Below are 23,023 nucleotides of genomic sequence, written 5' to 3'. Positions count from 1 at the left end.
TTAATTCAAAATTTGAAACAATGTGCATATATATTGATAATACAGCGTCAATACGCAGAAATACGGCATTTTATATTTCATCACCGGGCTTTTTGTGCCCGATTGTCGCCACATAATGATTATTGCCCGGTCAATACTGCGTCGATCAAGGTTTTTTGCTGCTGTAAACAATCCGACAACCTGAACCGATTTTCGACAGTCCGGCGCGCCGCGGCACGCATCTGCAGACACGCGTCGGGATCGCGCAGGACATTCATGATCACTTCCGCCAACACATCCGTATCAAAAAACGGCACAAGCAGACCGTTCTGCCCCGAGCGGATCACTTCCCGCACAGGCGGCGTATCCGAACCGATGATAAGCGCGCCGCAAGCCATCGCTTCCACAACCGACCAGGACAAGACGAACGGGTAAGTCAGATAGATATGAGCGGTCGATATCTGATAGAGTTTGCGCAACTGGGCATGCGGAATTGTGCCTGGGAACACGATGCGATCGGGCGGAAGATCAAGATTCTTGACGAGATGCTCCCGCCAGGAACCGCCACCCGGCGGCGGCGTTCCATAGCTGACGCCATCACCTCCGACAAAAACGAAGATCGCATCATCGTTCTGCCGAATGACCTTGGCGGCGGCTTCCAACGCTTGCGGAAATCCACGATATGGCTCGAGATCACGGGCGACGAATGTAATGACGCGCGATTCCCCTGCTTTCAGCGTCCGCCCATCCGGTAATTGAATTGCTGCGTGGCGATCCGGATAAAAGAGTTTTGTATCCACCCCTTCATGCACCACGGCAATGCGATTCTGCACGGAACGCGGGTAAAGGCTTTTCTGCCAATGCGTTGGACTGAGCCCGCCATCGATTCCCTCAAGTGTAACGAGCTGTGCCATGTTGCGCAGGCGCAAGCGCTTGCGGGTCTCGATGTCCGGTTTGTCGTCGGGAGCAAAGCCCACATCCGCACCATTAGAGCGATAGAAAAACTCGCAGTAACCAAGAGCAGCGGCTGAGGGCAGCACGTCCTTGACGAACATCATGCTGCCCCAACCTATATGACCGACGACGATATCGGGCGCTTGACCGTGATGGGCCATGGATTCCAGGGTTTCGGCCACGCGGTACCCGATCCGCGTATGATGATCGGGTACTTCAAGATATCTGGCCATCGCACCGCCGGTGCTAGGGCCAGATTCTACTCTGTGACGGATGACGCGGACCGCTGGGAGGCGACGGTCCACTGTCTCGCAAATCAGGCTTACATCATGCCCACTGGTAGCCAGATTCTCGGCTAACGCAGCAAACTGGCCAAAACCACGCCGGTGCACAAATGCTATACGCATGTTACAAAACGTGCTCGGCTAGCAGCCAAAAATCGTCGCAACACATCAAATGCCAAATCGTGCGGCATTACCCCACACGAGTTCCAGTCTATGCAGGGTCTGATAGGCAATCTCAAGATTTCTGAGATCGTCATCATCCCGAGTAAGGATATGATTGTAGGCCCGGCTTGCATTCCGCAAGCTTGCACACAGCCGTTCACCCTTATCCGTCAGTCGAATACGTGCGGACCGCTTGTCCCTCTGCGAGGCAACGCGATCGACATACCCACCATCTGTAAGCTGTTTAAGATAATAGGAAATGTTTGAACCGACGTAATGTCCGCGATCCAATAGTTCACCCACAGTGAGCTCGACATCGCCGATAGCCATCAGAACCAAGGTCTGGGCCGGACCGATATCCTCTACGCCTAACTTCGTCAGCTCGGTTTTCAGCAAGCTCACAAAGCGGCGGTTCACTCGTTCTATCATCCGGGCCAGTTCGAAATGCGTGATAACGACTGTATGCACCGGATGTCTGCGTTCCTGTTTTTCGGCGGTAACTTCAGGAAAATCGACGGCAGTAAAGCCATCGACTGATGTTTCGACTTCCACTCCCTCGTGTAGAAGTTTTTGCATCTTTTGCTCTCCGTTTTCAATTTTACTTCAAATTTTGAAGAAATTTGCAGTTATATTTTCTTTGCTCCTTTCGCATTTCCCCGCCGCAAGAACCTTTTTTCTGTCACATTCTCTGCAGTATTACTTTACTGAACTTGAGAACTAGCACACAGTTTTTTAGGGATATCCGCCACCTGTGACCATTCCAAGGCAGATAGCGTATGAATGATACTCGCGAAATCAAATCGATTGGCAAGAGCCCCACGCACAAAAAGGGGCAAGATGATTCGGTAACTACGCCCAAAGGCCTGATTTTCAAGGCCCGTCGCGTTTTCCTATCGGGACTACTTTATGCGGTACTGCTGAGTGCCTGTATCAATTTGCTACAACTCACTGTACCTCTCTATATGTTGCAGGTGCATGATAGGGTACTGAACAGCCGAAGCATGGACACGCTCACCATGCTGACCGTGCTCGCTATCGGTGCCATGCTGGTATTCGGCGTGCTGGAATATATCCGCTCGCTGTCGTTCCAGGCCATGGGCAGTGCGCTCGTGCGTCGCCTAAACCTCGCGGTTCTGACAGCGGCAGTGCAAGCCTCCGTGAATCAGGGCATGCCGAAAGCGACGCAGACACTTCGCGATCTCAACGAATTGCGCAGCTTCCTTACATCCCCCGCCATCAATGCTCCGCTTGATGCGGCATGGTCGCCGATCTTCCTCGGCGTGCTGTTCCTCTTACACCCTATGCTGGGCGTGATCGGCCTCGTCGCCGTCATCATTCTTATCGCATGCGGCGTGCTGACGGACCTCCTGACCCGCAATCTGATTCAGGAGGCGAATCAAGCCAACATCGAATCGGTTTCAAAGATCGGCAGCAGTTTGCGCCATGCCGAAGTCATCGAAGCCATGGGCATGCTCCCGGCACTCGCTCGCCGCTGGCGCACGATGCAGCTCAATTCGCTCGAAGCGCTTGACCTTGGCGGAACCCGCGCTCGCGCCCTTTCCTCGATTGCCCGCACGGCCCGCTTCATCATCCAGATCGGATCGCTCGGCATAGGCACACTCCTCGCCATGCAGCAGGAGATCACGCCTGGCGCAATGATCGCGACCAGCATCATCATCGGTCGTTTGCTGATGCCATTCGATCGCATTGTGGAAAACTGGCGTCAGTGGGTCAGTGCAATCGCGAGCTGGAAGCGCGTTCAGTCATTGCTGTCGGAAAATCTGGCCGTGCGCCAGACGATGCCGACGCCGAGGCCCAATGGCGATCTCGTGATCGACAAGCTGATCTATGCCGCTCCCGGCGTGGATGTCCCAATCATCAAGGGTATCTCTTTTTCGATTTCGCCGGGTGAAGTGCTGGGCGTCGTTGGCCCTTCGGCTGCGGGTAAATCGACACTGGCCCGATTGTTGATCGGCATTGTGAAACCATCGTCAGGCGGCGTTTTCCTTGATGGTAACAACGTTTATCTCTGGGAGCGCGGCTCGTTCGGCGAGATTGCCGGTTACCTGCCGCAGTCTGGCTCCCTGCTTGACGGAACGATCAAGGACAACATCGCCCGCATGGGTGATAGCGACCCACACCGTGTGCTGGAAGCCGCACGCCTTGCCGATGTCCATGAAATGATCGGACGCATGCCGCTCGGCTATGACACGCCGGTTGGCGACGGTCGCCTGACGCTATCCGGTGGCCAGCGCCAGAGAATCGGGCTGGCCCGTTGCCTCTACAACCGCCCACGCCTGATTGTTCTCGATGAGCCGAATTCGAATCTCGACGCCGTTGGCGAGCGCGCGCTGATCCGTGCCGTCGAACACGCCCGTGACGATGGCGCCATTGTCATCATGATCGCACATCGACCATCTATCATGCAGGTCGCCGACAAGCTGCTCGTACTCGACAACGGGCGCATCTCGCAGTTCGGCCCACGCACCGATGTCGTCGCTTCACTGACACCTGCCGGTAACGGCCCGCAAATGGGAGCAGCAACCGCATGATGGGTAAATCTGTTATTCCTCGTCGTGTTTCCAGTCTGCTCGCGCCGCGTGCAGAATCATCGGATCACAAGGCCCTCACCCGTTTCGGCAGCGTAAAGCCTGAATGGGCGCTGGATCTTGAGCGTGAAGATTCAAGATCACCTTTGCGTGGTCTCATCATTGCGGGCCTGGCCACAATCGCCGTTGCTTTCGGTGGCTTCTTCGCATGGGCCTATTCCGCCAATCTGGGAAGTGCCGCGGTCGCAATGGGCACGGTGATCGTTGATTCCAAGCGCAAGACGATCAGCCATCTCGAAGGCGGCATTCTTGATCGCCTGCTCGTGCAGGAAGGTGATGTCGTCAAGGTCGGCCAGCCACTCCTCCGGCTTGACGACACCAAAGCCCGCTCCGATCTCCAGTCACTGGAAAGCAGACGCGTCGGCTTGATTGCTAAACTGGCTCGCCTGCGCGCCGAACAATCGGGCGAGAAAGAAATCAGCTTTCCGGATGGCTTTGCAGACGACGGTGAGAACGCACAAAACGCCATCCGCGCTGAAAACATCTTTTTCCAGAAGCGGCTTGCGCAGAAACTGAGCAAGATCGATATCCAGCAGAAGACCATCGAGCAATATACCGAGCAGGCAAAGGCTTCCACATCGCAGATAGCTGCCACCGACCGGCAGATCGAACTCATCAGTGATCAGCGCAAAGCCATCGCCAGCCTTGTTGCAAAAGGCTTTGCCCAGAAATCGAAACTCACGGAAATCGATACACGTCTCAGCCAGCTTGCAGGTGATCGCGGTGAATATGCCGGTGACAAGGCAAAGGCCGAGCAGGCAAAAGCCGGAGCGGAATTCGCCCTGACGGGAATCGAAAGCGACCTCCAGTCCGAAATCGCCGGCGAAATCACGTCAAGCCAAGTCGAACTTTCGGACGCACAGGAGCGTATCGTTGCAGCCAAGGATGTGATGCGGCGCGTGGAGGTTCGGTCGCCGCAGGATGGCATCGTCGCAAATATCCGGCTACGCACACCGGGCGGCGTTATCGCGCCGGGCGAAGCGATCATGGACATCGTTCCCGAAAACGAACCTCTCGTGGTCGAAATGAAAATCAGCCCGCGCGATATCGACAGTATTTCGGTTGGTGCGGGCGCACAGATCCGGTTGACTGCCTATAACCAGCGCTCAATGGCACCGCTCGACGGCAGACTGACCTATATCGCCGCGGATCAGTCACTCGACGAGAAGACGGATACTGCATTTTTCGTGGCGCGTGCCGAAATTACTCCGGCATCACTTGCTGCAAATCCGACTGCCCGACTTTATCCTGGTATGCCCGCTGAAATAATTATCGTGCACAAGGAACGTCGCGCTATCGATTACTTGGTTTCACCTATCACAGATAGTTTGAACCGGGCATTCCGCGAGGATTAATAACAATAGTATTTTATAGTAGAACTCAAACTTGGGTTGAAATTCCAGAAAACGGGAGCGCCGCGCATGAATTCTCATGTGCGGCGTCATCTATTTGAAATAAAGTCATATTTTGTCCAAAATCACCCTATGGTTCAAATTTTGAAATAAATTCACTTTAAATACAATGTAAATAGAAATTATAATGATGATAAATACATTTCATATTTCTGTTTACATAAATGTAATATAAATTAATAGTAATAATTTGTTACTTATCGTTGCCCAAATTATACCAATTACCAATGTTGCAATTCCAGTTAATGCAGAGCAGACTACTAAGAGCATAATGGTCGGAGCATTCCGGCTTGTGGAAACCCCATACAGGAACACAAGGAGAAGCAGATGGCCACTTTAGAAGGCGGCGCCTACGACGACGTGTTGTTCGGCTCCCGCTTTGACGATTTCATCCGCGCCCATGGCGGTGATGATCTCGTATTCGGAGGCGATGGTAACGACACTGTCTTCGGCGGCAACGGGAGTGACATCCTTTTCGGCGGCACGGGTAACGATACCCTGTTCGGCGAAAACGGGAACGACATTCTCTTCGGCAATGAAGGAAACGACGTCCTGAGCGGCGGCAATGGCAGCGACGTGCTGTATGGCGGCAATGGAGATGACATTCTCCAGGGCGGCAACGGCTCCGACCTGCTCTATGGCGGCGCACATAATGACATTCTCTACGGTGGGAACGGCAACGACATCCTCGATGGCGGCGCTGGAAATGATGTTCTCATCGGCGGAAATGGCAGCGATACATTCCTGTTCAATGGTGGCGGCGGAAACGACGTCATTCTCGACTTCAATCCCGGTGAAGACATTCTGCAGATTCAGAAGGGCATCAATGGCCTTGATGTCTCTTCCGCAGACGATCTTGCCGATCGTGTCACGCAGGTTGGTGGCAATGTCCTTGTCGATCTCGGCAATGGCGACACCGTCACCCTCGTTAACACCAATGCAGACGACGTACAGGCTCATCCGGACCAGTACTTCACTGTTCACTAATTGAACAATTGAGAGCATGCCCGGCAATCCTCCCGCCGGGCATGTTTGTCTTCACCGGGCACGCATCTTCCCCAATTTTGCGTGCCCGGACCTTCCGGCAAGCCGGATCTTCCTGCAAGAATGAAAGGGCCTCACATTGAATCTCGACCATTCGGCGGACACTGAAAGCAAAACCGAGAACCTCTCCATTTGCCGTCTTTGCGCCGATGTCGCTGTGATCATCTGGGACATCCCGGGCCCGGCTCGCACGACCACCAAATGCACATTTGAAATGCCGGTTCAGCCGGTTCCCTTGCTAAGCGTTGGCATTCCGCTCGAAAATGGCGGTCTACGCATGTTCTGGGCGATGCGTACAGGCAATGAGCCGGTAGAACTTTCGCTCTCCGCAGGCTCTCTTGGCCCGACGGCTCGGGCTATCGTGTATCCGGCCAACGAACTTGCTCCCTTCGACGTTGAATATGTCGTGAGCGAACTCACCCTGCCCGGACATATCAAGCTTCTCACAAATATTCTGACCACGTGGCGCAGCGCTTTCCGTCTTTCGCGAAACCAGACTTTCGCATCCCTCGTGCGTGACCTGACTTTCGCATTGACGCCGGAACCGCGCGAGGCCCAGCATTGCGGCGAACCGGTTCAGGGACATCATCTCCTTGAAACAGCGGTCGACCCGATGCTGGGCGAGATTTCCGCCATCTACGGCATCACTTCCGGCAGCGTTATGGTCATTCCACCGAGATTTGTGGTGGGCAAACAGGCCCGTAACGCCTGGCAGCCCTGTCACTTTCTACTGGAAGCGGCACAGGATCTGCCATCATCGCTGTTGCTGGTGCTCACCGGTCCGAAAGGCGTTGCCGTTCGCAAGCTTGCCACGACGAGCGGCGAACAAACAGATTTTGCCAAGTGGTGGACCAAATGGCAGGGCAATGGCGCGTTGCGGGAATTTCTTGTTCGCCAGCTTGGTAAGCTAAGTCCCGCCGGTGCGGCGGTCGCCATAGACCTACAAACACGCACGCCGCTGCCCGTTCGCCAGATTGCGCAGTCCACCACCCACCCGGCGGCAGAAATCGATCTCGCTCTGGCGCTTGACGGCGGATTGATCGTTGGCGGATGGATGCACGATCCGGCCACCATGCTTGCAGATATCGAATATCTACCGGAAGGCGGCAGTGCATTGTCGCTAAAGCCCAACTTTCATAAATTTCCTGGCAAAATCGCGAAAAGGGAAGATGCAGCACAACAGGATGTGACAGGCTTTGTCGCCTGGCTTCCCTCAGTGCAGAATCTTGGCCCTCTCTTGCAGCCGCGATTTCAGATGCGTCTTGCGTCCGGCACGACCGCACCCCTGATACCCGCACCGCAGCCCTTCGAGCCGTCGGCGCAGCGCAACCGCATTTTGCGGTCTGTACCGCCCCAACAGGCTAGGCCGCACGTCTTCTCGCATATTCTGGGACCGGCTCTCACCGAAGTTGAGAAGAAGCTCGCTACAACCGTGCGTATATCCGAGGTGAAGGATTACGGAAAGACGCCGTCCTCCCCGCTCGCATCTATCGTCATTCCACTTTATCGCAATCTCGATTTCCTGCGATTCCAGTTTTCATCCATGGCTACGGATCCTTGGCTGGTGGAAAATGCAGAGTTCATCTTCGTGCTGGATTCGCCTGAGATTCAGGACGACACCGAACACATGCTGGGCGGGCTGCACATTCTGCACGACATGCCGTTCAAGCTCGCCGTCATGAACCGCAATAGCGGGTATGCCCGTGCCTGCAATGCAGGTGCCAGCATTGCAACCGGCACGACCATTGTAATGCTGAATTCCGACGTCGTTCCGGCGCAACACGGCTGGTTGCAGCAACTGGTACAACCACTGTTCGACCAACCTAAGCTGGGAGCAATCGGCCCTCGCCTTCTGTTTGAGGATGGTTCGCTTCAACATGCAGGGCTTTACTTTGCCCGTGATCGCCAGGGCATCTGGCTGAACCACCATTATTACAAGGGCATGCCTGGCAACTATCCGCCTGCGCTCCGTGCACGCGAGGTGCCCGGCGTCACCGGTGCCTGCCTCATCACGCGCAAGGATATCTTTGATCTCGTCGGAGGCTATACGGAAGACTATGTCATCGGGGACTATGAAGACAGCGATCTGTGCCTGAAGATCAGACAGCTTGGCTTCCAGATATTCTATGAGCCTTCTGTTGCACTTTACCATTTCGAGCGTCGCTCGATCCGCCGCAGCGCGGACTACATGCGCGGGCTCGCCAGCCAATATAACTCCTGGCTCCACACACAGCGCTGGGATGATGACATAACCGAATTGATGGTCCAGCCGCAGGAACAGGACGGCACTGCCGATCTGTCGAATGTGATCATGACCAAATCTGAAAGGAGCGCCGCTTGACGGACGTGGTAGCGCTGAAACAGCCAGAACCTGAAGCCAAACCAGCAATACCGGATGCGCAGATCGACTGGTTGATGCAGTCGGTTCTAAAGAACCGCTTTCTGCCTTCACCCGATCCGAACAACGTGTTCGTTGGCGACGGTGACTATCGTGCGGTGGGTGCCGAGTTTCTCGGTCATTTCATTCGCAAGGGCGGGCTTCGTCCTGACGCGCGCGTGCTCGACATCGGTTCGGGGATCGGTCGCATGGCTGTGCCGCTGACGCAGTATCTCGATCCGGCGAAGACACGTTATTCTGGTATCGACCCCGTGGCAGGTGGCGTGAACTGGTGTCGCCAGAACATCACGTCACACTATCCGAACTTCGAGTTCCGCCACATCGATATCGCCCACGACCTCTATAATCCCAAAGGTTCGGTCAACGGGCTTAATCTTGTCCTGCCGTTCGTGGACAAGAGCTTCGATTTCGTCATCATGACATCAGTGGTCACGCATCTGCCGTCAGATGAAGTCAAAACCTATCTCGATCAGGTTTCTCGTGTTCTCGCTCCCGGTGGAAAACTGTTCATGACGGCCTTCGTGGTGGACGACGTGGCCGCGCGTGACCGCCACGGCAAGCGCGACAAGCGACTTGCATTTGAACGCCACGGCAGCGGACCGTGCTGGTTTGTTCCCGAATTGCCACCGCTTGCGGCTGTGGGATTTGAAAACGGATTCTTGGATCGCGCGCTTGCCGGTGCAAAACTGACGCTCGACACCAAATCCTTCGGCCACTGGCGTGGCATCGAGGCCGATCACTATCAGGATATTTTCATCGCCTCGCGAGGTGCTGTCTGATGGCGCCGCGTGTCCTTATAGCAGCCCATAACCACCCGTCACTGCATCCCGGTGGAACGGAGATTTTCGCACACGACCTGTTTCGGGCCTATCAGCGCGCCGGTTGCGAAGCCATGTTTATGGGGGCTACCAACAAGGTGCATCGTGAGGCCCGCCCCGGCACAAGCTTTCAGAGCATCGGCAATGGCGGCGACGAGATCCTGCTCTGGTCTGGCCATTTCGACCGCTTCTACATGAGTCAGATTGACCTTTACGGGATCGTTCCCGACATCGTCGAGCTATTGCAGGACTTCAAGCCTGATGTCGTCCACCTGCACCACCTGCTTTTGCTCGGCGCCGAGTTTCCGCATATCGTGCGTCGCACTTTACCCGATTGTCGTATCATTCTGACTTTGCACGATTATTACTCCATCTGTCACCATGACGGATTGATGGTCCGCACCAGTGGCAAGGAACTGTGCCATGGGGCCGGTCCCGACAGATGTCATGCCTGTTTCAAGGACATCTCCTTGGATAAGTTTGTACTGCGCGAGCGGCATATCAAATCGCTGCTCAGCGCCGTCGATGCTTTCGTTTCACCGAGCGAATTTCTGAAGCAGCGTTACGTTGAATGGGGGCTTGCGAAAGAGCTGATCAGCGTCATACCCAACGGCCAGCCGGAACGGCCTGCTATCGAGCTAAAGCCAGCGGCCCGCAGCAAACCGGTCTTCGGCTATTTCGGCAATCTCAATCCGTGGAAAGGCGCCACAGTCCTGCTTGAAGCTGCACAACAGCTTATTTCAGAGGGTTTCGATTTCGAACTGCGCGTGCACGGTGCAGCACCATTTCAAAGCGAAAGCTTCGTCAATGAAATCGAGCGGCTCTTTGCGGAGACATACCCCTCCGTCCAGCGTCGGGGTGCTTATCGCCGGGAGGATATCGCCCAACTGATCCAGGCCGTCGATTGCGCGATCATGCCGTCGATCTGGTGGGAAAATGCCCCGCTCGTCATTCAGGAAGCACAGGGACAGAACCGCCCTGTCATATGTAGCAATATCGGTGGAATGGCCGAGATGATTGAAAATGAGGTGAATGGCCTCACCGTTCCGCCAAATGATCCGCTCGCGCTCGCCCAGGCGATGCGTCGAATGGCGGAAGACCCGGATTTGCGCCAGTCACTCAGCGAGAATGCGCGTCATCCGGATACCATCGACACTACCGCCGCACGCTATCTCGATCTGATCGGGACATTGCGTATCGCACGTGTCGAGGCAGCATAAGAGGTAAATCATGAACATCGCGACCAAAGTTCCATCCGAGGGGGAAACAAAGCAGGCAGCGGCACCCAATACCGCAGCCGGGCCTCAAAGGACCGAAGCCATGAAAGGACGCGTTGATGCCATTGAGGAAGGCCGTCTCTACGGTTGGGCCTTCGATCCTTCCGTTCCGACCGAAAGGCTTCTGATCCGCGTTCTGCTGGACGACAAGCCTATTGCCGAAGCGCCTGCCGATAAGGATCGTCCCGACCTGAAGCGCAACGGTATCGGCGACGGCAAGCACGCTTTTGAAGTGATGCTGCCGCAATTCGCAGCCGCTCGGGCCGGCGAACTCGTGGTCGTCGCGGCCAATGCTTCCGGCACAGAGCAGAAGCTGCGCGTGCCGAAGCCTGACGAACAGGCAGCCGAAGCGCTTATCGCCGCTCCGATGACGCGTATTCTGGACAAGCTCGACATGCTGATGGCGGCGCAACGCCAGTTGCAGGTCAACCAGCGATCGTTGCAGCGCGTCGCGCCAACCCTGGATGCGTCCGGCAATGCCGCCCCCGCCGAACTGCTTGACATTGCAAGTTCCGTCGACGGCCTGCGCACTGATCTCCATCAGCGCATGACAGAACTCGACGTGCATATCATGCGCATGGACGGCGTTGTTGCGGGACTGGAACAACGCATGGACGAAGTGCGCAAGCGCAGCGGCGGCGATCTCAAGTTCCTGTTTTTGTTGGCTGCCGTTTTGACCGGTTTCGTCGCTGGCGCCCTGCTGACCCTTGCGGTTATGCCCTGAGGAAACATCTCATGGCGCAAGACGAAAGACCAATTACGCAGCAGCCGACCGCAAGACCGACCCGGTCACCGGATCGTCCTCCCATGATGATGGAGGGCGAGATGGTCGTCGGCAGCGTGATCGAAGACACGCTGGTGCTGGTACTCGGCATCGGGAGTGCCGCAAACGATCAGGTAACGGCTTTTCTCAATGGCGACCCCGCCATGAGTGTGAAGACAAGTCTGATCACATGGCCGCTCAAAGAACCTTCGCCTGCCGGGACGCATGGCTTTGTCGCCATCGTGCCAACAGGTGCTTTGCGCCGCGGCACCCTCAAGACGATTATGTTCCAGCACCGGGCAAAGGTTGCGCGCTACAATTTTGCGTCGCGTTCCGCTTCCATCGGCGATTTCGTGGCGATGATAGGCGATCTTGCCGGGCCCGGCTTACCGGGCGTCATCGATGAACTCGTGGAAGGGTTGATTTCAGGTCCTATCAGCCGGAAGAAACTTTCGGCCATCACCGTTCTGCTGCAGGCGGGAGCCCGCTCCGATGGCTGTATCGAGCTCATCGGCGGCAGCGATGAAGGCGAGATTTTTGTGCAGGGCTGGGCACAGGATCTGACGCCGGCAGTTACCCGCCTGTTGATCAGCGGTAAGAACCCTTCGCTTGCTGAATGTGCAGTCAGCGTTTTTGCCCGTCCCGACCTGAACGATGAAGCTTCCGGATTTGCAGGCCTTCTGCTTGCCAATGAGCCGGTCGAACCCACCGATATCGAACGGCTTTTGTTTCGCGGACGACGGGGCTGGCGTTTTACCGAAGTCTACGACCGCAGGCTATTGTCCGGCTCCCGTGAGACACCGGGCCATATCCGGGCTATCCTGCCACGGGTACGCAGCTCGACGGACATTCTTCTGCGTATGCGTTCCGCCGCAAACCGTTTCGACGGGGCAGATACAGTGTCCAGCCTTCCCTTTCCTGTCCGGATGGGCATTGACAACGTCTTCCGGGTCGAAGGGAGTGGAATGCTGATTTCCGGCTGGCTGCTCGATCCCGACAGCCATGTGGAAAGAGTGAAACTGCGCCGTCATCGCGGTGAAATTCAGATCGACACCAACTGGACTCGTATCGACCGACCGGACGTCACGCGAGAGTTCGATAATCAGCCTCCCTTCAATGCAGGTCTCGATCCCAACCGTCACGCCCATGGTTTCGTGGCCTTCGCGCCGGAACTTGCCGGTGACAGCACCTCGCCGTTCTATCTCGAACTTGCGATCAGCGACGGACGGCGTGCTTTCTTTCCATTGACGCCGACCCGCCTCACGTCACGTGACGCCATCGTCCGGCAAATCCGCGCAACTGACCCGAATGCGTGGGCTTTGCGTCATATTGTCGACCAGCAGCTCGTGCCTTTGTTGCGCGGCGTCAATCGTCCTGCGCCGGAAGTCTTTGGCGTGGTGGATCTCGGCCCATTCGAAGATGCGATAGGGCCAGCGATCATCATTGGTATCGACGAGCGCGTCGAGGAAATCGAACCATTGCTTGCACTTCTTGCGCTCGATCCCGAAACGCGCATCGCGCCGATCGTGATTGCGGCTGCGACCGAGATCATCGACCGTGTCGGCGTGCAGATCAGACGTCTTGCAGATTTCTATCGCCTGCGTATCCGCCTCGTTTCCGCCACAGGATCGGAAGACCTCTACGATGCGCTCGAAGTCGGTGCCCGCACAGTTTCGACGGATCAGGTGATATTTCTGGCGGGCTCACTGCTGCCGCGCCGCTCCGGATGGCTGAACAAGCTCGTCAGCGCCTATGAAGCGCACAAGGACTGCGTTCTCTCTCCCACCCTTGCCTATGAGGATGATTCAATTCGCTGGGCGGGAACCTGGGTTGCTGGACCGCAATCCGGCATGTCGGCAGATCGCGCTCTGATCAGTCGTTATGCTGGTTACCCCATCGATGCCGTTTCGGGCATGTCATTGACAGAAGTGGCCACGGCAACATTCGAGTGCTGCATCCTTCCGCGTGAAGCCCTGTTTTCCGTCGGTGGCTTTACGCGCGGCTATCTCGGCACCCATGAAAAGGGATTGGATCTCGGATTGAAACTGAAACAATCGGGCTTGCGCTCCTACTGGTTGCCTTCAGCACAGATGCTTGGAGCTGACGACACATCCGTAACCGACAGGGCATCGACCATTGCCCTCATTGAACGCATTGACCGGCAGGTCTTCGATGCACGCTGGTCCTCCATTCTCGCTGGCAGACGCAAGGTAGAGACGGAGGAACCCGCATGAGCGATAAACTCCGTGTTCTCGTCATCTCACATGCTCACCCTTCGATCTCGCTCGGTGGCGGTGAAATCGCTTCCTACAATCTGCACAAGGGGTTGAACACCGTTCCCGGTGTGCAATCGGTCTATCTGGCACGGGCCGCTCACCCGATCCCTCGGCATGGCACGACGGCGCTGATGAGCATGCGGCGTGCCAGCGACGAAATCCTGTTCCATGCGGATGAGTACGATCACTTCTATCTGTCGAACAAGAACACCGATGAAATCCGCCGCGACCTGCTGCGCTTTGTCCGCGACTTCGACCCGGATATCGTGCATTTTCATCATGTTCTCGGACTCGGACTTGAAACGCTCTATGCCATCCGTGAGGCACTGCCGGATCGCATCATTCTGGTAACGTTTCACGAGTTTCTGTCCATATGCAACAATGACGGCCAGATGGTCAAAGCTGGGACGTCCAAGCTCTGCAATGAGGCATCCCCCATTGATTGCCACGCCTGTTTTCCGCAGATACCGCCAGCGCGTTTCCTCAAGCGAGAACGCTTTGTGCGCGGCATGCTGGAATTGGCCGACGCCTTCGTCTCGCCGAGCGAGTTTCTCGCCAATCGCTATCTCGAATGGGGTCTCAATCCAGACAAGATGGCAGTCATCGAAAACGGCATCGCCATCCGTGATGTTACCCCTCCGCGCGAGCTGACCGGTCCTAACCCTCGACGCAGCCGCTTTGCCTTTTTCGGTCAGATCAACCCGTTCAAGGGTATAGATGTGCTGGTCGATGCCGTATCACGTGTACCGGAACAGGTCTGGGGCGAGGATTCCCGCCTGATGATCTTCGGTGGCAATCTGGAAAAGCAGCCGCCCGCCTTTCAGGAGCGCATGCAGAAACTGATTGAAGAAGCCGGTCCGCGCGTGCGGTTCTACGGCGCCTACCAGAATGCTGAAATGCCACGCCTCATGCAGTCGGTCGACTGGGTGGTCATGCCCTCGATCTGGTGGGAAAATTCACCCATCGTCATTCAGGAGGCGCTGCACCATCGCCGCCCGGTCATCTGCTCGAATATCGGCGGCATGGCTGAAAAGATCCGCGACGGCGAAGACGGCCTGCATTTCCGTGTTCGCAGCGCCGAGGATCTGGCCGACCGCTTTACAGAAGTGCTGAGCGCGCCGAGCATATGGGACAGGTTGCATCATTCCATCCGCAATCCGGTCCATTATGTCGACTGCGCCAAGGAGCATCTCGATCTTTATAAAAGGCTGCGTGAGTCAAAACCGCGCAGACAGAAACCGGCAGTTACGCAAACTGCTCTTTCTCAGGCAAGCTGAGCCTGGCTTGACCTTAGTGAAACAGAAGGAAGACCGTATGGCACGCGCCCTCGTCATGATCCCTGCGGGAGAAGTGTACGATCACGACAATGTCCGCTGGTATCGTCACACCGACGTTCAGGGCAGCATCAATCATTATCACAACATCGGCGATGCCTTCGTCTTCGAGTCATCGTTGAAGCTGATGAATTACGAGAAGGCTTCCGAACTCCCGATCACCAATTTCTCACCCGAGAAGATCGATCGGCTGCGTGAAGAATATGATTATGTGATCCTGCGCGGTTCGAACTATATCAACAAGGATATGAACTGGCGCGACACGATCCCGGTATTACAGCGGCTGAAACTGCCGGTCATCGCATTCGGCGTCGGAGCGCAAGCGCCGGTCAGAGGGGAAATACAGCTTTCCGAAGAGACGAAGGCGGTCCTGCGCATCATTGCAGATTCCACGACGTCCATCGGTGTGCGCGGCGCTTACACGGCCCAGGTACTGAACGATATCGGCATTCGCAATGTGCGCATCGTCGGCTGCCCAACCGCGTTTCGTCGCAACAACCAGCATCTGCGCATCAAGTTGCCGCCGCTGGAAAACGTTGCCCAAGTCGGCGTTACGGTTCGCCGCGAGGTTTCACCGGCCTATGCGCAGGACATAGAACAATATCTCACCCGTCACCGCGACCTCATCAAATCCATGGCCAAACGCTTCGATGTGACATTGATGGCGCAGGGCGAAATCGATGAAAAGAAGATGGTCTTCGGCACAGCGGAGCAGAAGGAAGAGGCTATAGCAGCCCTCAAGAACCATCGCTGGACAGCGGACTGGTATTTCGATGAGACGATAGAAAACCTCTATCGTCATCGCATGTTCTATTCGGATGTCGTCGCCGATTACGAGGAACTGGTGCGCAGGCAGCAGCTCGTCCTTGGTTATCGTCTGCACGGCAATCTAATGGCGCTGGCCAATGGCGTGCCGTCTATCTATTTTACCTACGACAGCCGAACAGCCGAATTCGCTGAAACCTACAAGATTCCGAGCTATGATGTCTTCAGCGAAAAACCTTTCCGACTGGAAGACTATTGGGATCAGTCGCTGTTCGACAAATATAATCGGGCATGGTTCGAAACCTATGCCGAGATGAAGCAGTTTCTCGACGAAAACGGCGTCGACAACAAGATGACCGAAACCGGACTTCCCATCGCCGAACTGAAAGTCGCCTGAAGATTTAGTCTTTTGGCAGTTGTGCAGAACCCTTGCTCTTCTGCTCTTCTGCCAGAAGCGACCATGCGGCGATGAACATAGCGGCAATCAGCGGGCCGACCACAAAACCGTTGATCCCGATCAACGAAATACCGCCGACTGTGGATATCAGAACGACGTAATCGGGCATGCGAGTTCCCTTTCCGACAAGCGGCGGACGCAGGAGATTATCGACCAGCCCGATCACGAATACGCCGACGAAAACCAGAATGCTTCCGCCGATCCATTCCCCGCTTGCAAAAAACCAAGCTGCCGCCGGCACCCAGACAAGTGCGGCACCGACAGCCGGCAGCATGGAAAGAAATGTCATCATAACGCCCCAGAGCAAGGCCGCTTCCACTCCTAGAAGCCAAAATGTCACGCCGCCAATCGAGCCCTGAATGATGGCGATGATGATATTGCCCTTCACAGTCGCACGGATGACAGCGGTAAACTTTTCCAGAAACTGCCGCGTATAGTCATCGTTAAGCGGAATGGCCTGCCTGATCTTTCGTCCAAGATCCGCACCGTCGCGAAACAGAAAGAACAGCAGATAAAGCATGATTCCGAAGCCAATGAAGAATTGCAGCGTGTTCTGGCCGAAGCTGACCAGTTTTCCCGCAAAAAGCTGACTGCCTTGCATGATCGCAGACGATATACGCGAGCGCCATTCGGCAAAATTACCCAGTTCAAACCGGGTCAGCCACTCCTCCAGCGAATCCGGCAAGGCGTTCAGAATGCGCGAGATATAGCTGTTCAGATCGAACTCGCGACTACTCAGGCGTTGATAGAGAGAGTTCCCCTCCTGCACCAGCGAGCCGAAAATCGCGAGCATCGGAATGATGACCAGACAGATGCACATGAGCACAGAAAGCAGAGCTGCAATATTCTTCCGACCGCCGAGCAGACGCTCAAGGCGCTGCTGTACCGGCGAGAAAACCACGGCGAGGATAACGGCCCAGAGAACCGCCGAATAATAAGGCAGCAGCAACCACGCAAAGGCGATGGTGACCAGTGCCAGTAGAATATAGAAGCTCGCACGCTGGACGGACATAATCACCTGCTGAAGATTTCCGGGCTGGAAAACCCTGCCCGGAAAATCGTTCTAATTCAATAGCGCAGCGTAGACCAGCAGGTTATGCCGCTTTCAGAGGCACCAGCTTTTCATTGGGTAGAGAACGGGCAAGCGTGCTCAGAAGATCGCTCTGTGACACCAAGCCGATGATACGGCGCATTTCATCGACGACCACGACGGCATGCGTCAACCCATCGGTCATGCTGGGCAAAAGGCTCAAGACCGGATCGGTCTGCGACGCGGTTGGAGCCTCCACGATATAGTTTCTGAAATCGTCGCCCGGATGCATCAATTCACGTAAACCGACCACACCCTTCAGGTGTCCATCGAGAGCACGAACGGGCAAGGTCATGAGATTGTGCCGCAAGATCAGGTCTCGAGCTTGGCTTGCCGTCGCATCTTCATCGATGCTGACGACGTCGCGCGACATGATATCGGCACATGTCAGGTCGCCATGTGAACGAATGGACACTTCAAGCTCCACTTGTCGCAACAAACGTCCAAGATCGTTGCGATCAATATCGAAACTTTCGTCCAGAGCAAGCAAAGCCCGGTCGATGTCTTCCTCACGGATACCCATACGGACCGAAGGCGGCAAATCAACTGTGCTGTGTTTGTTGATGGGAGCAGTGGCAGCCACATGCGGGTATTTCCTGCGTGAAAGTTTGTGAAACAGGATACCCACCCCTACAAGAAGGCACGAATTCAGCGCGACCGGTACAAGTGGAAAAAGGAAACCCCACTTGGCAACCGCCGAGCCACCCAGAACCGCCGTTAGTGCCGCAGCGCCGCCGGGCGGATGAAGGCTGCGGGTAACGGACATCGCCGCGATGGCGAGAGCAACACCAAGACCGATTGCCAAAGCTGGATCGTCGACAAACTGGGTCACGGCCAAGCCCACAAAAGCTGAAATTGTGTTGCCGCCGATGATCGACCATGGCTGAGCCAGCGGACTTGTCGGAACTGCGAAGAGCAAAACCGCCGACGCGCCGATTGGTGCAACGATCAACGGCAGATGGGGACCATTTCCCAGCAGAAAACTCGATATGAAGCCGGTCAGCGCAATACCTACCAAGGCGCCGAGGCAGGCAACCGAACGTTCTCGTAACGTTGCTCCGGCGAGAACCGGTTTGAACAGTCGCAACGCAAGCGACTGGTGTTGTTCTGGATTTCTCTGGGTCATTCCGTCAATCAGGCCGATAATAGGGGAGCTTCAGCGAAACCCCGCTGAAGCAAAAGACTGTTCCCATGGGGGTGAGACAATATCCTGCCCTTGCCGGATTCGAACAAGAAAGCAAATCCGTATCGGCCTGCCGGAACGGAAAAAACTTTCTCCCATCATCAACTCATCGAGAACAACGGCCTCAAGGCCATCTCAAGGCCAAGAAACATGAGGCCGATCAGAAACCATTGGCGGAAGTTTTCCGGCCTGATCCTGCGACGACAAGCCTGCCCTAGGAACATGCCGACCAGCGATGGAACGATGGCCAGAACAGATACCAGCAGAAGTTCGCCAGAATAAGCCTGCCTGCTCGATAGTCCAACCGCAAGCGCGGCTGTCGAGATGGTGAAGGAAAGCCCGAGTGATTGCACAAGATCGTCTTTTCGCAGACCCAGCGCTTGTAGGTAGGGCACAGCCGGGATGACGAATATGCCTGTCGCGCCTGCGATCAAGCCGGTCAACAATCCGGCAACCGGAGACAGCAGACGCTCAAGTCTTGCAGGCACCTGAAGCTGGCGAGCGAACAGTGTATAGGTCGCATAGATAACAAGCGAGAGACCCAGCATCGACGTGGTGATTGCAATATTCCCGCCGACCAGAACCGCAGTCCCTGCGATGGTCCCGACCGTAATGGCCAGCATCATGCTCCAAAGACGAATGACAAGCTTACCGAAACTGGGCCCTGCCAGAAGCTGCCAAAGATTGGTGATGAATGACGGAACAATCAACAGGCTTGCCGCTGCAAGGGGAGATATCAGCGCCCCCAATATGCCCATTGCGACCGTAGGCAGTCCCATTCCGGTCACGCCTTTGACAAAACCGGCGCCGAGGAACGTAATTGCAATCGTCAGGATCAAGGAGAATGAATAAGTCATGCTTCTCCTATAACGACATGATTGTCAGACGGAATACGGAAGTTCCTTATTGAGCCTTCGGCTTTTCCATAGGCAAAATTCGCGCTACTATCGCTCATGCGTTTTGATCTCACAGACCTCCGCCTGTTTCTCGCCGTAGCTGATACCGGCAGCATCACGCATGGCGCGGCCGAGGTCGGCCTGTCGCTTCCCGCTGCGAGCGAACGCCTGCGTGACATGGAAGCCGCAGGCCAGGTGTCGCTTCTGGAACGAGGGCGACGCGGCGTTGCCCTCTCGGAAGCGGGCGAAGCGCTCCTCCATCATGCGAGGGTTGTGATGCGGCAAATGGCCGAGATGCATACCGAGTTGGGCGTGCATGCCAAAGCGATGCGCACGGCTATTCGCGTCGCAGCCAATACCGCCGCCGTCACTGAATATCTTCCTGTACGACTTGCAGCCTGGATGGCGGAAAATCCCCGCATTGATGTGGAACTGAAGGAACGACAGAGCAACGATATCGCCCGCGCTGTTTTGCGCGGTTTCGTTGAAATCGGAATTTTATCGGATGCGGCAGAAACTGTGGGACTGGAACTGGTTCCGTTTGCAAAGGATCAGTTGGTGCTGATCACGGCCAGACATCATCCACTGGCCGAACATAAATGCGTGAGTTTTTCGGATGTCCTGCAGGAACAATTCGTCGGCCTGTCAGCGGGTGCCTTGCAGGAGCACATTGAATTTCAGGCAACCCGGCTGGGGGCCCGGCTCAAAATTCGAACCCGACTGCGTACCTTCGAAGCAATCGGCAATATGGTCGCCGCTAATGTGGGTATTGCAATCATTCCACGGACAGCGGCCCGACGGCTTGGAAAAACAGTACCAATTGCAGCAGTAACACTCACTGACACCTGGGCAGGAAGAAACCTGGTGATCGCTGTGCAATCTCTGGACGGTTTAACCGCATCTGCCAGAAATCTTGTCCATAACCTCGCCTTGAATATTCAACCTCCCACAAGCAGAACTGCAAGAGGTTGAGCCGTAGAACTCTTACGAGTTGAGATCGGCGAGCAGGTCGTCATAGACCTTGCATGCGCCTTCAAGATCGCTTGTTGCCTGCGTCTGGGCGCCACTCATTTTCTGAGCGATTTCCTGAGCTTTCTGCGGATTGGCAGCAGCAACTTCCTGCATTTTCGTGGCGACTTCCATAGCTTTTGCCTGGACTTCCTCAGCCGTGCAGGCGAAGGATGGGGTTGCCAGAACAACGAACAAAGCGCCTAGAAGATACTTCTTCATATTGGTCCTCTCCTAATCTAATTCTCATAAATGCGCTTCGCATCTAGCAAGGTTTCAGATTTAGCTCCAGCTAAAACAACAACTGACAAAAATACTTCACAGAATAGTAATATACTTTGATGTACATACTTTTGGAGAGACTCAGGATTAGCACCAATATCCATCAGCGCGCGCCGTCAGAATATGCCTGTCAAACGATGCGTTGCCGTGCCGCGCAAACATGATGAGTGAGCTACCCAGACTTTGGTAGTATAAACGCTTTCCTTGAAGCTCAGGCATTGGCAATCCGCCGGGATGCATCTACATTCTTTTTAACGAGCATCCGATAATCATGCCGATTCAAGAGCAATTTCGGTATCGGAACACTTTATCCAGTGACTGGATAATAATGAATCTGATTGCCCGAAGCGCCCGAAGAGGCGTGGGGAGCTAAATTCTGAATGCGGGCTTGCCCGCCGCAACATAGTCTGGGAGGACGCTATGATGAAACTTATCGCCGCTCTGGCGACGACACTTGCTGTTTCCACTGCCGCTTTCACCGCACAGGCACAAAATTATCCGGAACGGACGATCACAATGGTCGTGCCTTTTGCAGCAGGTGGGCCTACCGACACCGTAACGCGGCTTGTTGCGGAATCCATGTCCAAAGACCTCGGACAACAGGTTATTGTCGAAAATGTCGGTGGCGCAGGCGGAACGCTGGGCGCAGGACGCGTCGCATCCGCCGATCCAGATGGCTATACGCTACTGCTTCATCATATCGGCATGGCCACAAGTGCAACACTCTACCGCAAACTTGCATATGACACGCTGAATGCGTTCGAATATGTCGGCCTCGTCACAGAGGTTCCGATGACCATCGTTGCCCGCAAGGACCTTGAGCCGACCGATCTCAAGGGGCTGGTCGAATATGCCAAGGCCAACAAGGATACAGTGACAGTCGCCAATGCCGGTATCGGCGCGGCCTCGCATCTTTGTGGCATGCTGTTCATGAGTGCGATTGAAACTCCGCTTGTCACAGTTCCCTACAAGGGAACCGGCCCGGCTATGACCGATCTTCTCGGCGGTCAGGTCGACATCATGTGCGACCAGACCACCAATACGACCAAGCAGATTCAGGCAGGCACGATCAAGGCTTATGCTGTTACCTCGCCCGAACGCCTGGACGTGCTGAAAGATCTTCCGACCACGAAGGAAGCCGGTCTGGACGGCATGGAAGTGGGTATTTGGCACGGCATCTACGCACCCAAGGGCACCCCGGCGGAAATCACGGAGCGTCTGTCGAAGTCGCTTCAGGTTGCACTGAAAGACCAGAACGTGGTTGCCCGTTTTGCCGAGCTCGGAACAAAGCCGTCATCGGAAGCTGACGCGACACCGGCGGCGCTGAAAGCCAAGCTGGAATCGGAAGTTACACGCTGGAAGCCGATCATCGAGGCCGCCGGACAATACGCCGACTGATCGTATAGCAAGCAATCAGGGTGGGTCATCCGACATGCCCTCATTGTCTCTCCTTCAGCAGCTCGCAAACGTCACAGCCGATGGAATACGCGACTGACCTCACTTGCCAGACCACCGGCATAGCCCTTTCAACGGCAAATCCGAAAGACGATTAGCCCATGAATGAGCCCTCCAGTAAATTCAAAATAGATCCGACCAACGGATTGTGCGGTGCGCTTCTCGCGTTGACCGGCGCTTTTTTCGCTTACCAATCACTGGGTCTGGACCTTGGCACCTCACTGCGCATGGGACCGGGATACTTCCCGCTTGTCCTGTCCGGCGTCCTGATCCTGCTTGGACTGGTCATTCTTGTACAGGCGACCCGTGTCTCCGGCGAGCCGATAGGTCCGATCGCGTGGCGTGGTCTGTTCTTCATTCTGCCAGCCCCGATATTCTTCGGCCTGACCGTGCGCGGCCTGGGCTTCGTACCGTCACTTTTCCTCACCTGCCTCATCGCCTCTTTCGCCTCGATGCGTATGAAGCCGATCGCGGCGCTTGTTCTGGCCGCTGGGGTTACCGTTTTCTCCGTCATTGTTTTCAGCTATGCGCTCGCGCTGCCATATCAGCGTTTCGGGCCCTGGTGGCCATTCTAAGG

Annotated in this window: 19 protein-coding genes; 13 read left to right on the top strand and 6 right to left on the bottom strand. The window is 55.6% G+C overall.

What is annotated here, in order from left to right; all coding sequences use genetic code 11:
* Nucleotides 1-119: 119 nt before the first annotated feature.
* Both FIB18_RS13345 and FIB18_RS13340 read right to left on the bottom strand, forming a co-directional pair.
* Nucleotides 120-1,340, bottom strand: a complete 1,221-nt coding sequence (locus FIB18_RS13345; protein ID WP_140021182.1) for a glycosyltransferase family 4 protein — start codon at nt 1,338-1,340, stop codon at nt 120-122.
* 45 nt (nt 1,341-1,385) lie between these two features.
* On the bottom strand, nt 1,386-1,955 hold the full coding sequence (locus FIB18_RS13340; RefSeq protein WP_010658636.1) for a MarR family winged helix-turn-helix transcriptional regulator: 570 nt from the start codon (nt 1,953-1,955) through the stop codon (nt 1,386-1,388).
* A gap of 200 nt (nt 1,956-2,155) precedes the next feature.
* Between FIB18_RS13340 and FIB18_RS13335 the strand changes: the two genes are divergently transcribed.
* The 10 genes from FIB18_RS13335 to FIB18_RS13290 all read left to right on the top strand — a co-directional run bounded on the left by FIB18_RS13335 (nt 2,156) and on the right by FIB18_RS13290 (nt 16,472).
* Complete coding sequence (locus FIB18_RS13335) at nt 2,156-3,931, top strand: type I secretion system permease/ATPase (RefSeq protein ID WP_140021181.1); 1,776 nt, start codon at nt 2,156-2,158, stop codon at nt 3,929-3,931.
* Entirely contained in the window at nt 3,928-5,343 is a 1,416-nt protein-coding gene (locus tag FIB18_RS13330) for an HlyD family type I secretion periplasmic adaptor subunit (RefSeq protein WP_140021180.1), read from the top strand. Before FIB18_RS13335 ends, FIB18_RS13330 begins: the two co-directional genes overlap by 4 nt.
* A gap of 384 nt (nt 5,344-5,727) precedes the next feature.
* A complete protein-coding gene (locus FIB18_RS13325) occupies nt 5,728-6,387 on the top strand; it encodes a calcium-binding protein (protein WP_105544528.1) in 660 nt (219 codons plus the stop codon).
* Between the two features lie 136 nt (nt 6,388-6,523).
* Nucleotides 6,524-8,785, top strand: coding sequence for a glycosyltransferase family 2 protein (locus FIB18_RS13320; RefSeq protein WP_140021179.1), 2,262 nt, complete (start codon nt 6,524-6,526; stop codon nt 8,783-8,785).
* Complete coding sequence (locus FIB18_RS13315) at nt 8,782-9,621, top strand: class I SAM-dependent methyltransferase (RefSeq protein ID WP_140021178.1); 840 nt, start codon at nt 8,782-8,784, stop codon at nt 9,619-9,621. The genes FIB18_RS13320 and FIB18_RS13315 overlap by 4 nt, the downstream gene beginning before the upstream one ends.
* Nucleotides 9,621-10,880 (top strand): glycosyltransferase family 4 protein, encoded by a 1,260-nt coding sequence (locus FIB18_RS13310; RefSeq protein ID WP_140021177.1) that lies wholly within the window; start codon nt 9,621-9,623, stop codon nt 10,878-10,880. Before FIB18_RS13315 ends, FIB18_RS13310 begins: the two co-directional genes overlap by 1 nt.
* Before the next feature lie 10 nt (nt 10,881-10,890).
* Nucleotides 10,891-11,661, top strand: coding sequence for a hypothetical protein (locus FIB18_RS13305; RefSeq protein WP_140021176.1), 771 nt, complete (start codon nt 10,891-10,893; stop codon nt 11,659-11,661).
* Nucleotides 11,662-11,672: 11 nt separating this feature from the next.
* Entirely contained in the window at nt 11,673-13,934 is a 2,262-nt protein-coding gene (locus tag FIB18_RS13300; protein ID WP_140021175.1) for a glycosyltransferase family 2 protein, read from the top strand.
* Nucleotides 13,931-15,253, top strand: a complete 1,323-nt coding sequence (locus FIB18_RS13295; RefSeq protein ID WP_140021174.1) for a glycosyltransferase family 4 protein — start codon at nt 13,931-13,933, stop codon at nt 15,251-15,253. Before FIB18_RS13300 ends, FIB18_RS13295 begins: the two co-directional genes overlap by 4 nt.
* Before the next feature lie 37 nt (nt 15,254-15,290).
* Nucleotides 15,291-16,472, top strand: coding sequence for a polysaccharide pyruvyl transferase family protein (locus FIB18_RS13290; protein ID WP_140021173.1), 1,182 nt, complete (start codon nt 15,291-15,293; stop codon nt 16,470-16,472).
* A gap of 4 nt (nt 16,473-16,476) precedes the next feature.
* On the opposite strand, the gene FIB18_RS13285 is transcribed toward FIB18_RS13290, so the two are convergent.
* The 3 genes from FIB18_RS13285 to FIB18_RS13275 form a co-directional block, all read right to left on the bottom strand.
* Nucleotides 16,477-17,544, bottom strand: a complete 1,068-nt coding sequence (locus FIB18_RS13285) for an AI-2E family transporter (protein ID WP_140021172.1) — start codon at nt 17,542-17,544, stop codon at nt 16,477-16,479.
* 82 nt (nt 17,545-17,626) lie between these two features.
* Nucleotides 17,627-18,748 carry an HPP family protein gene (locus FIB18_RS13280; protein WP_140021171.1) on the bottom strand — a complete coding sequence of 374 codons (1,122 nt, stop codon included), beginning with the start codon at nt 18,746-18,748 and terminating at the stop codon, nt 17,627-17,629.
* 158 nt (nt 18,749-18,906) lie between these two features.
* Nucleotides 18,907-19,662, bottom strand: a complete 756-nt coding sequence (locus FIB18_RS13275; RefSeq protein WP_140021170.1) for a sulfite exporter TauE/SafE family protein — start codon at nt 19,660-19,662, stop codon at nt 18,907-18,909.
* Between the two features lie 96 nt (nt 19,663-19,758).
* On the opposite strand from FIB18_RS13275, the gene FIB18_RS13270 reads away from it, so the two are divergent.
* The gene (locus FIB18_RS13270) at nt 19,759-20,673 is read left to right on the top strand and encodes a LysR family transcriptional regulator (RefSeq protein WP_140021169.1); all 915 of its coding nucleotides are present in this window, start codon (nt 19,759-19,761) and stop codon (nt 20,671-20,673) included.
* A gap of 12 nt (nt 20,674-20,685) precedes the next feature.
* Here the strand turns inward: FIB18_RS13270 and FIB18_RS13265 are convergent, their stop codons facing one another.
* Nucleotides 20,686-20,931, bottom strand: coding sequence for a hypothetical protein (locus FIB18_RS13265; RefSeq protein ID WP_140021168.1), 246 nt, complete (start codon nt 20,929-20,931; stop codon nt 20,686-20,688).
* Nucleotides 20,932-21,411: 480 nt separating this feature from the next.
* On the opposite strand from FIB18_RS13265, the gene FIB18_RS13260 reads away from it, so the two are divergent.
* Both FIB18_RS13260 and FIB18_RS13255 read left to right on the top strand, forming a co-directional pair.
* Nucleotides 21,412-22,389 carry a tripartite tricarboxylate transporter substrate-binding protein gene (locus tag FIB18_RS13260; RefSeq protein ID WP_140021167.1) on the top strand — a complete coding sequence of 326 codons (978 nt, stop codon included), beginning with the start codon at nt 21,412-21,414 and terminating at the stop codon, nt 22,387-22,389.
* 158 nt (nt 22,390-22,547) lie between these two features.
* On the top strand, nt 22,548-23,021 hold the full coding sequence (locus tag FIB18_RS13255) for a tripartite tricarboxylate transporter TctB family protein (protein WP_140021166.1): 474 nt from the start codon (nt 22,548-22,550) through the stop codon (nt 23,019-23,021).
* Nucleotides 23,022-23,023: the final 2 nt, after the last annotated feature.

This window comes from Brucella pecoris, from assembly GCF_006376675.1.
In the GTDB taxonomy this organism is placed as follows: Bacteria; Pseudomonadota; Alphaproteobacteria; order Rhizobiales; family Rhizobiaceae; genus Brucella; species Brucella pecoris.
This window is presented reverse-complemented; position numbering and strand designations above follow the sequence as displayed.

Coding starts and splice junctions, on each gene's coding strand:
- FIB18_RS13300 (WP_140021175.1), top strand. CDS start 11,673: ATGGCGCAAGACGAAAGACCAATTACGCAGCAGCCGACCGCAAGACCG.
- FIB18_RS13265 (WP_140021168.1), bottom strand. CDS start 20,931: ATGAAGAAGTATCTTCTAGGCGCTTTGTTCGTTGTTCTGGCAACCCCA.
- FIB18_RS13270 (WP_140021169.1), top strand. CDS start 19,759: ATGCGTTTTGATCTCACAGACCTCCGCCTGTTTCTCGCCGTAGCTGAT.
- FIB18_RS13345 (WP_140021182.1), bottom strand. CDS start 1,340: ATGCGTATAGCATTTGTGCACCGGCGTGGTTTTGGCCAGTTTGCTGCG.
- FIB18_RS13285 (WP_140021172.1), bottom strand. CDS start 17,544: ATGTCCGTCCAGCGTGCGAGCTTCTATATTCTACTGGCACTGGTCACC.
- FIB18_RS13325 (WP_105544528.1), top strand. CDS start 5,728: ATGGCCACTTTAGAAGGCGGCGCCTACGACGACGTGTTGTTCGGCTCC.
- FIB18_RS13295 (WP_140021174.1), top strand. CDS start 13,931: ATGAGCGATAAACTCCGTGTTCTCGTCATCTCACATGCTCACCCTTCG.
- FIB18_RS13305 (WP_140021176.1), top strand. CDS start 10,891: ATGAACATCGCGACCAAAGTTCCATCCGAGGGGGAAACAAAGCAGGCA.
- FIB18_RS13340 (WP_010658636.1), bottom strand. CDS start 1,955: ATGCAAAAACTTCTACACGAGGGAGTGGAAGTCGAAACATCAGTCGAT.
- FIB18_RS13280 (WP_140021171.1), bottom strand. CDS start 18,748: ATGACCCAGAGAAATCCAGAACAACACCAGTCGCTTGCGTTGCGACTG.
- FIB18_RS13310 (WP_140021177.1), top strand. CDS start 9,621: ATGGCGCCGCGTGTCCTTATAGCAGCCCATAACCACCCGTCACTGCAT.
- FIB18_RS13330 (WP_140021180.1), top strand. CDS start 3,928: ATGATGGGTAAATCTGTTATTCCTCGTCGTGTTTCCAGTCTGCTCGCG.
- FIB18_RS13290 (WP_140021173.1), top strand. CDS start 15,291: ATGGCACGCGCCCTCGTCATGATCCCTGCGGGAGAAGTGTACGATCAC.
- FIB18_RS13335 (WP_140021181.1), top strand. CDS start 2,156: ATGAATGATACTCGCGAAATCAAATCGATTGGCAAGAGCCCCACGCAC.
- FIB18_RS13260 (WP_140021167.1), top strand. CDS start 21,412: ATGATGAAACTTATCGCCGCTCTGGCGACGACACTTGCTGTTTCCACT.
- FIB18_RS13275 (WP_140021170.1), bottom strand. CDS start 19,662: ATGACTTATTCATTCTCCTTGATCCTGACGATTGCAATTACGTTCCTC.
- FIB18_RS13255 (WP_140021166.1), top strand. CDS start 22,548: ATGAATGAGCCCTCCAGTAAATTCAAAATAGATCCGACCAACGGATTG.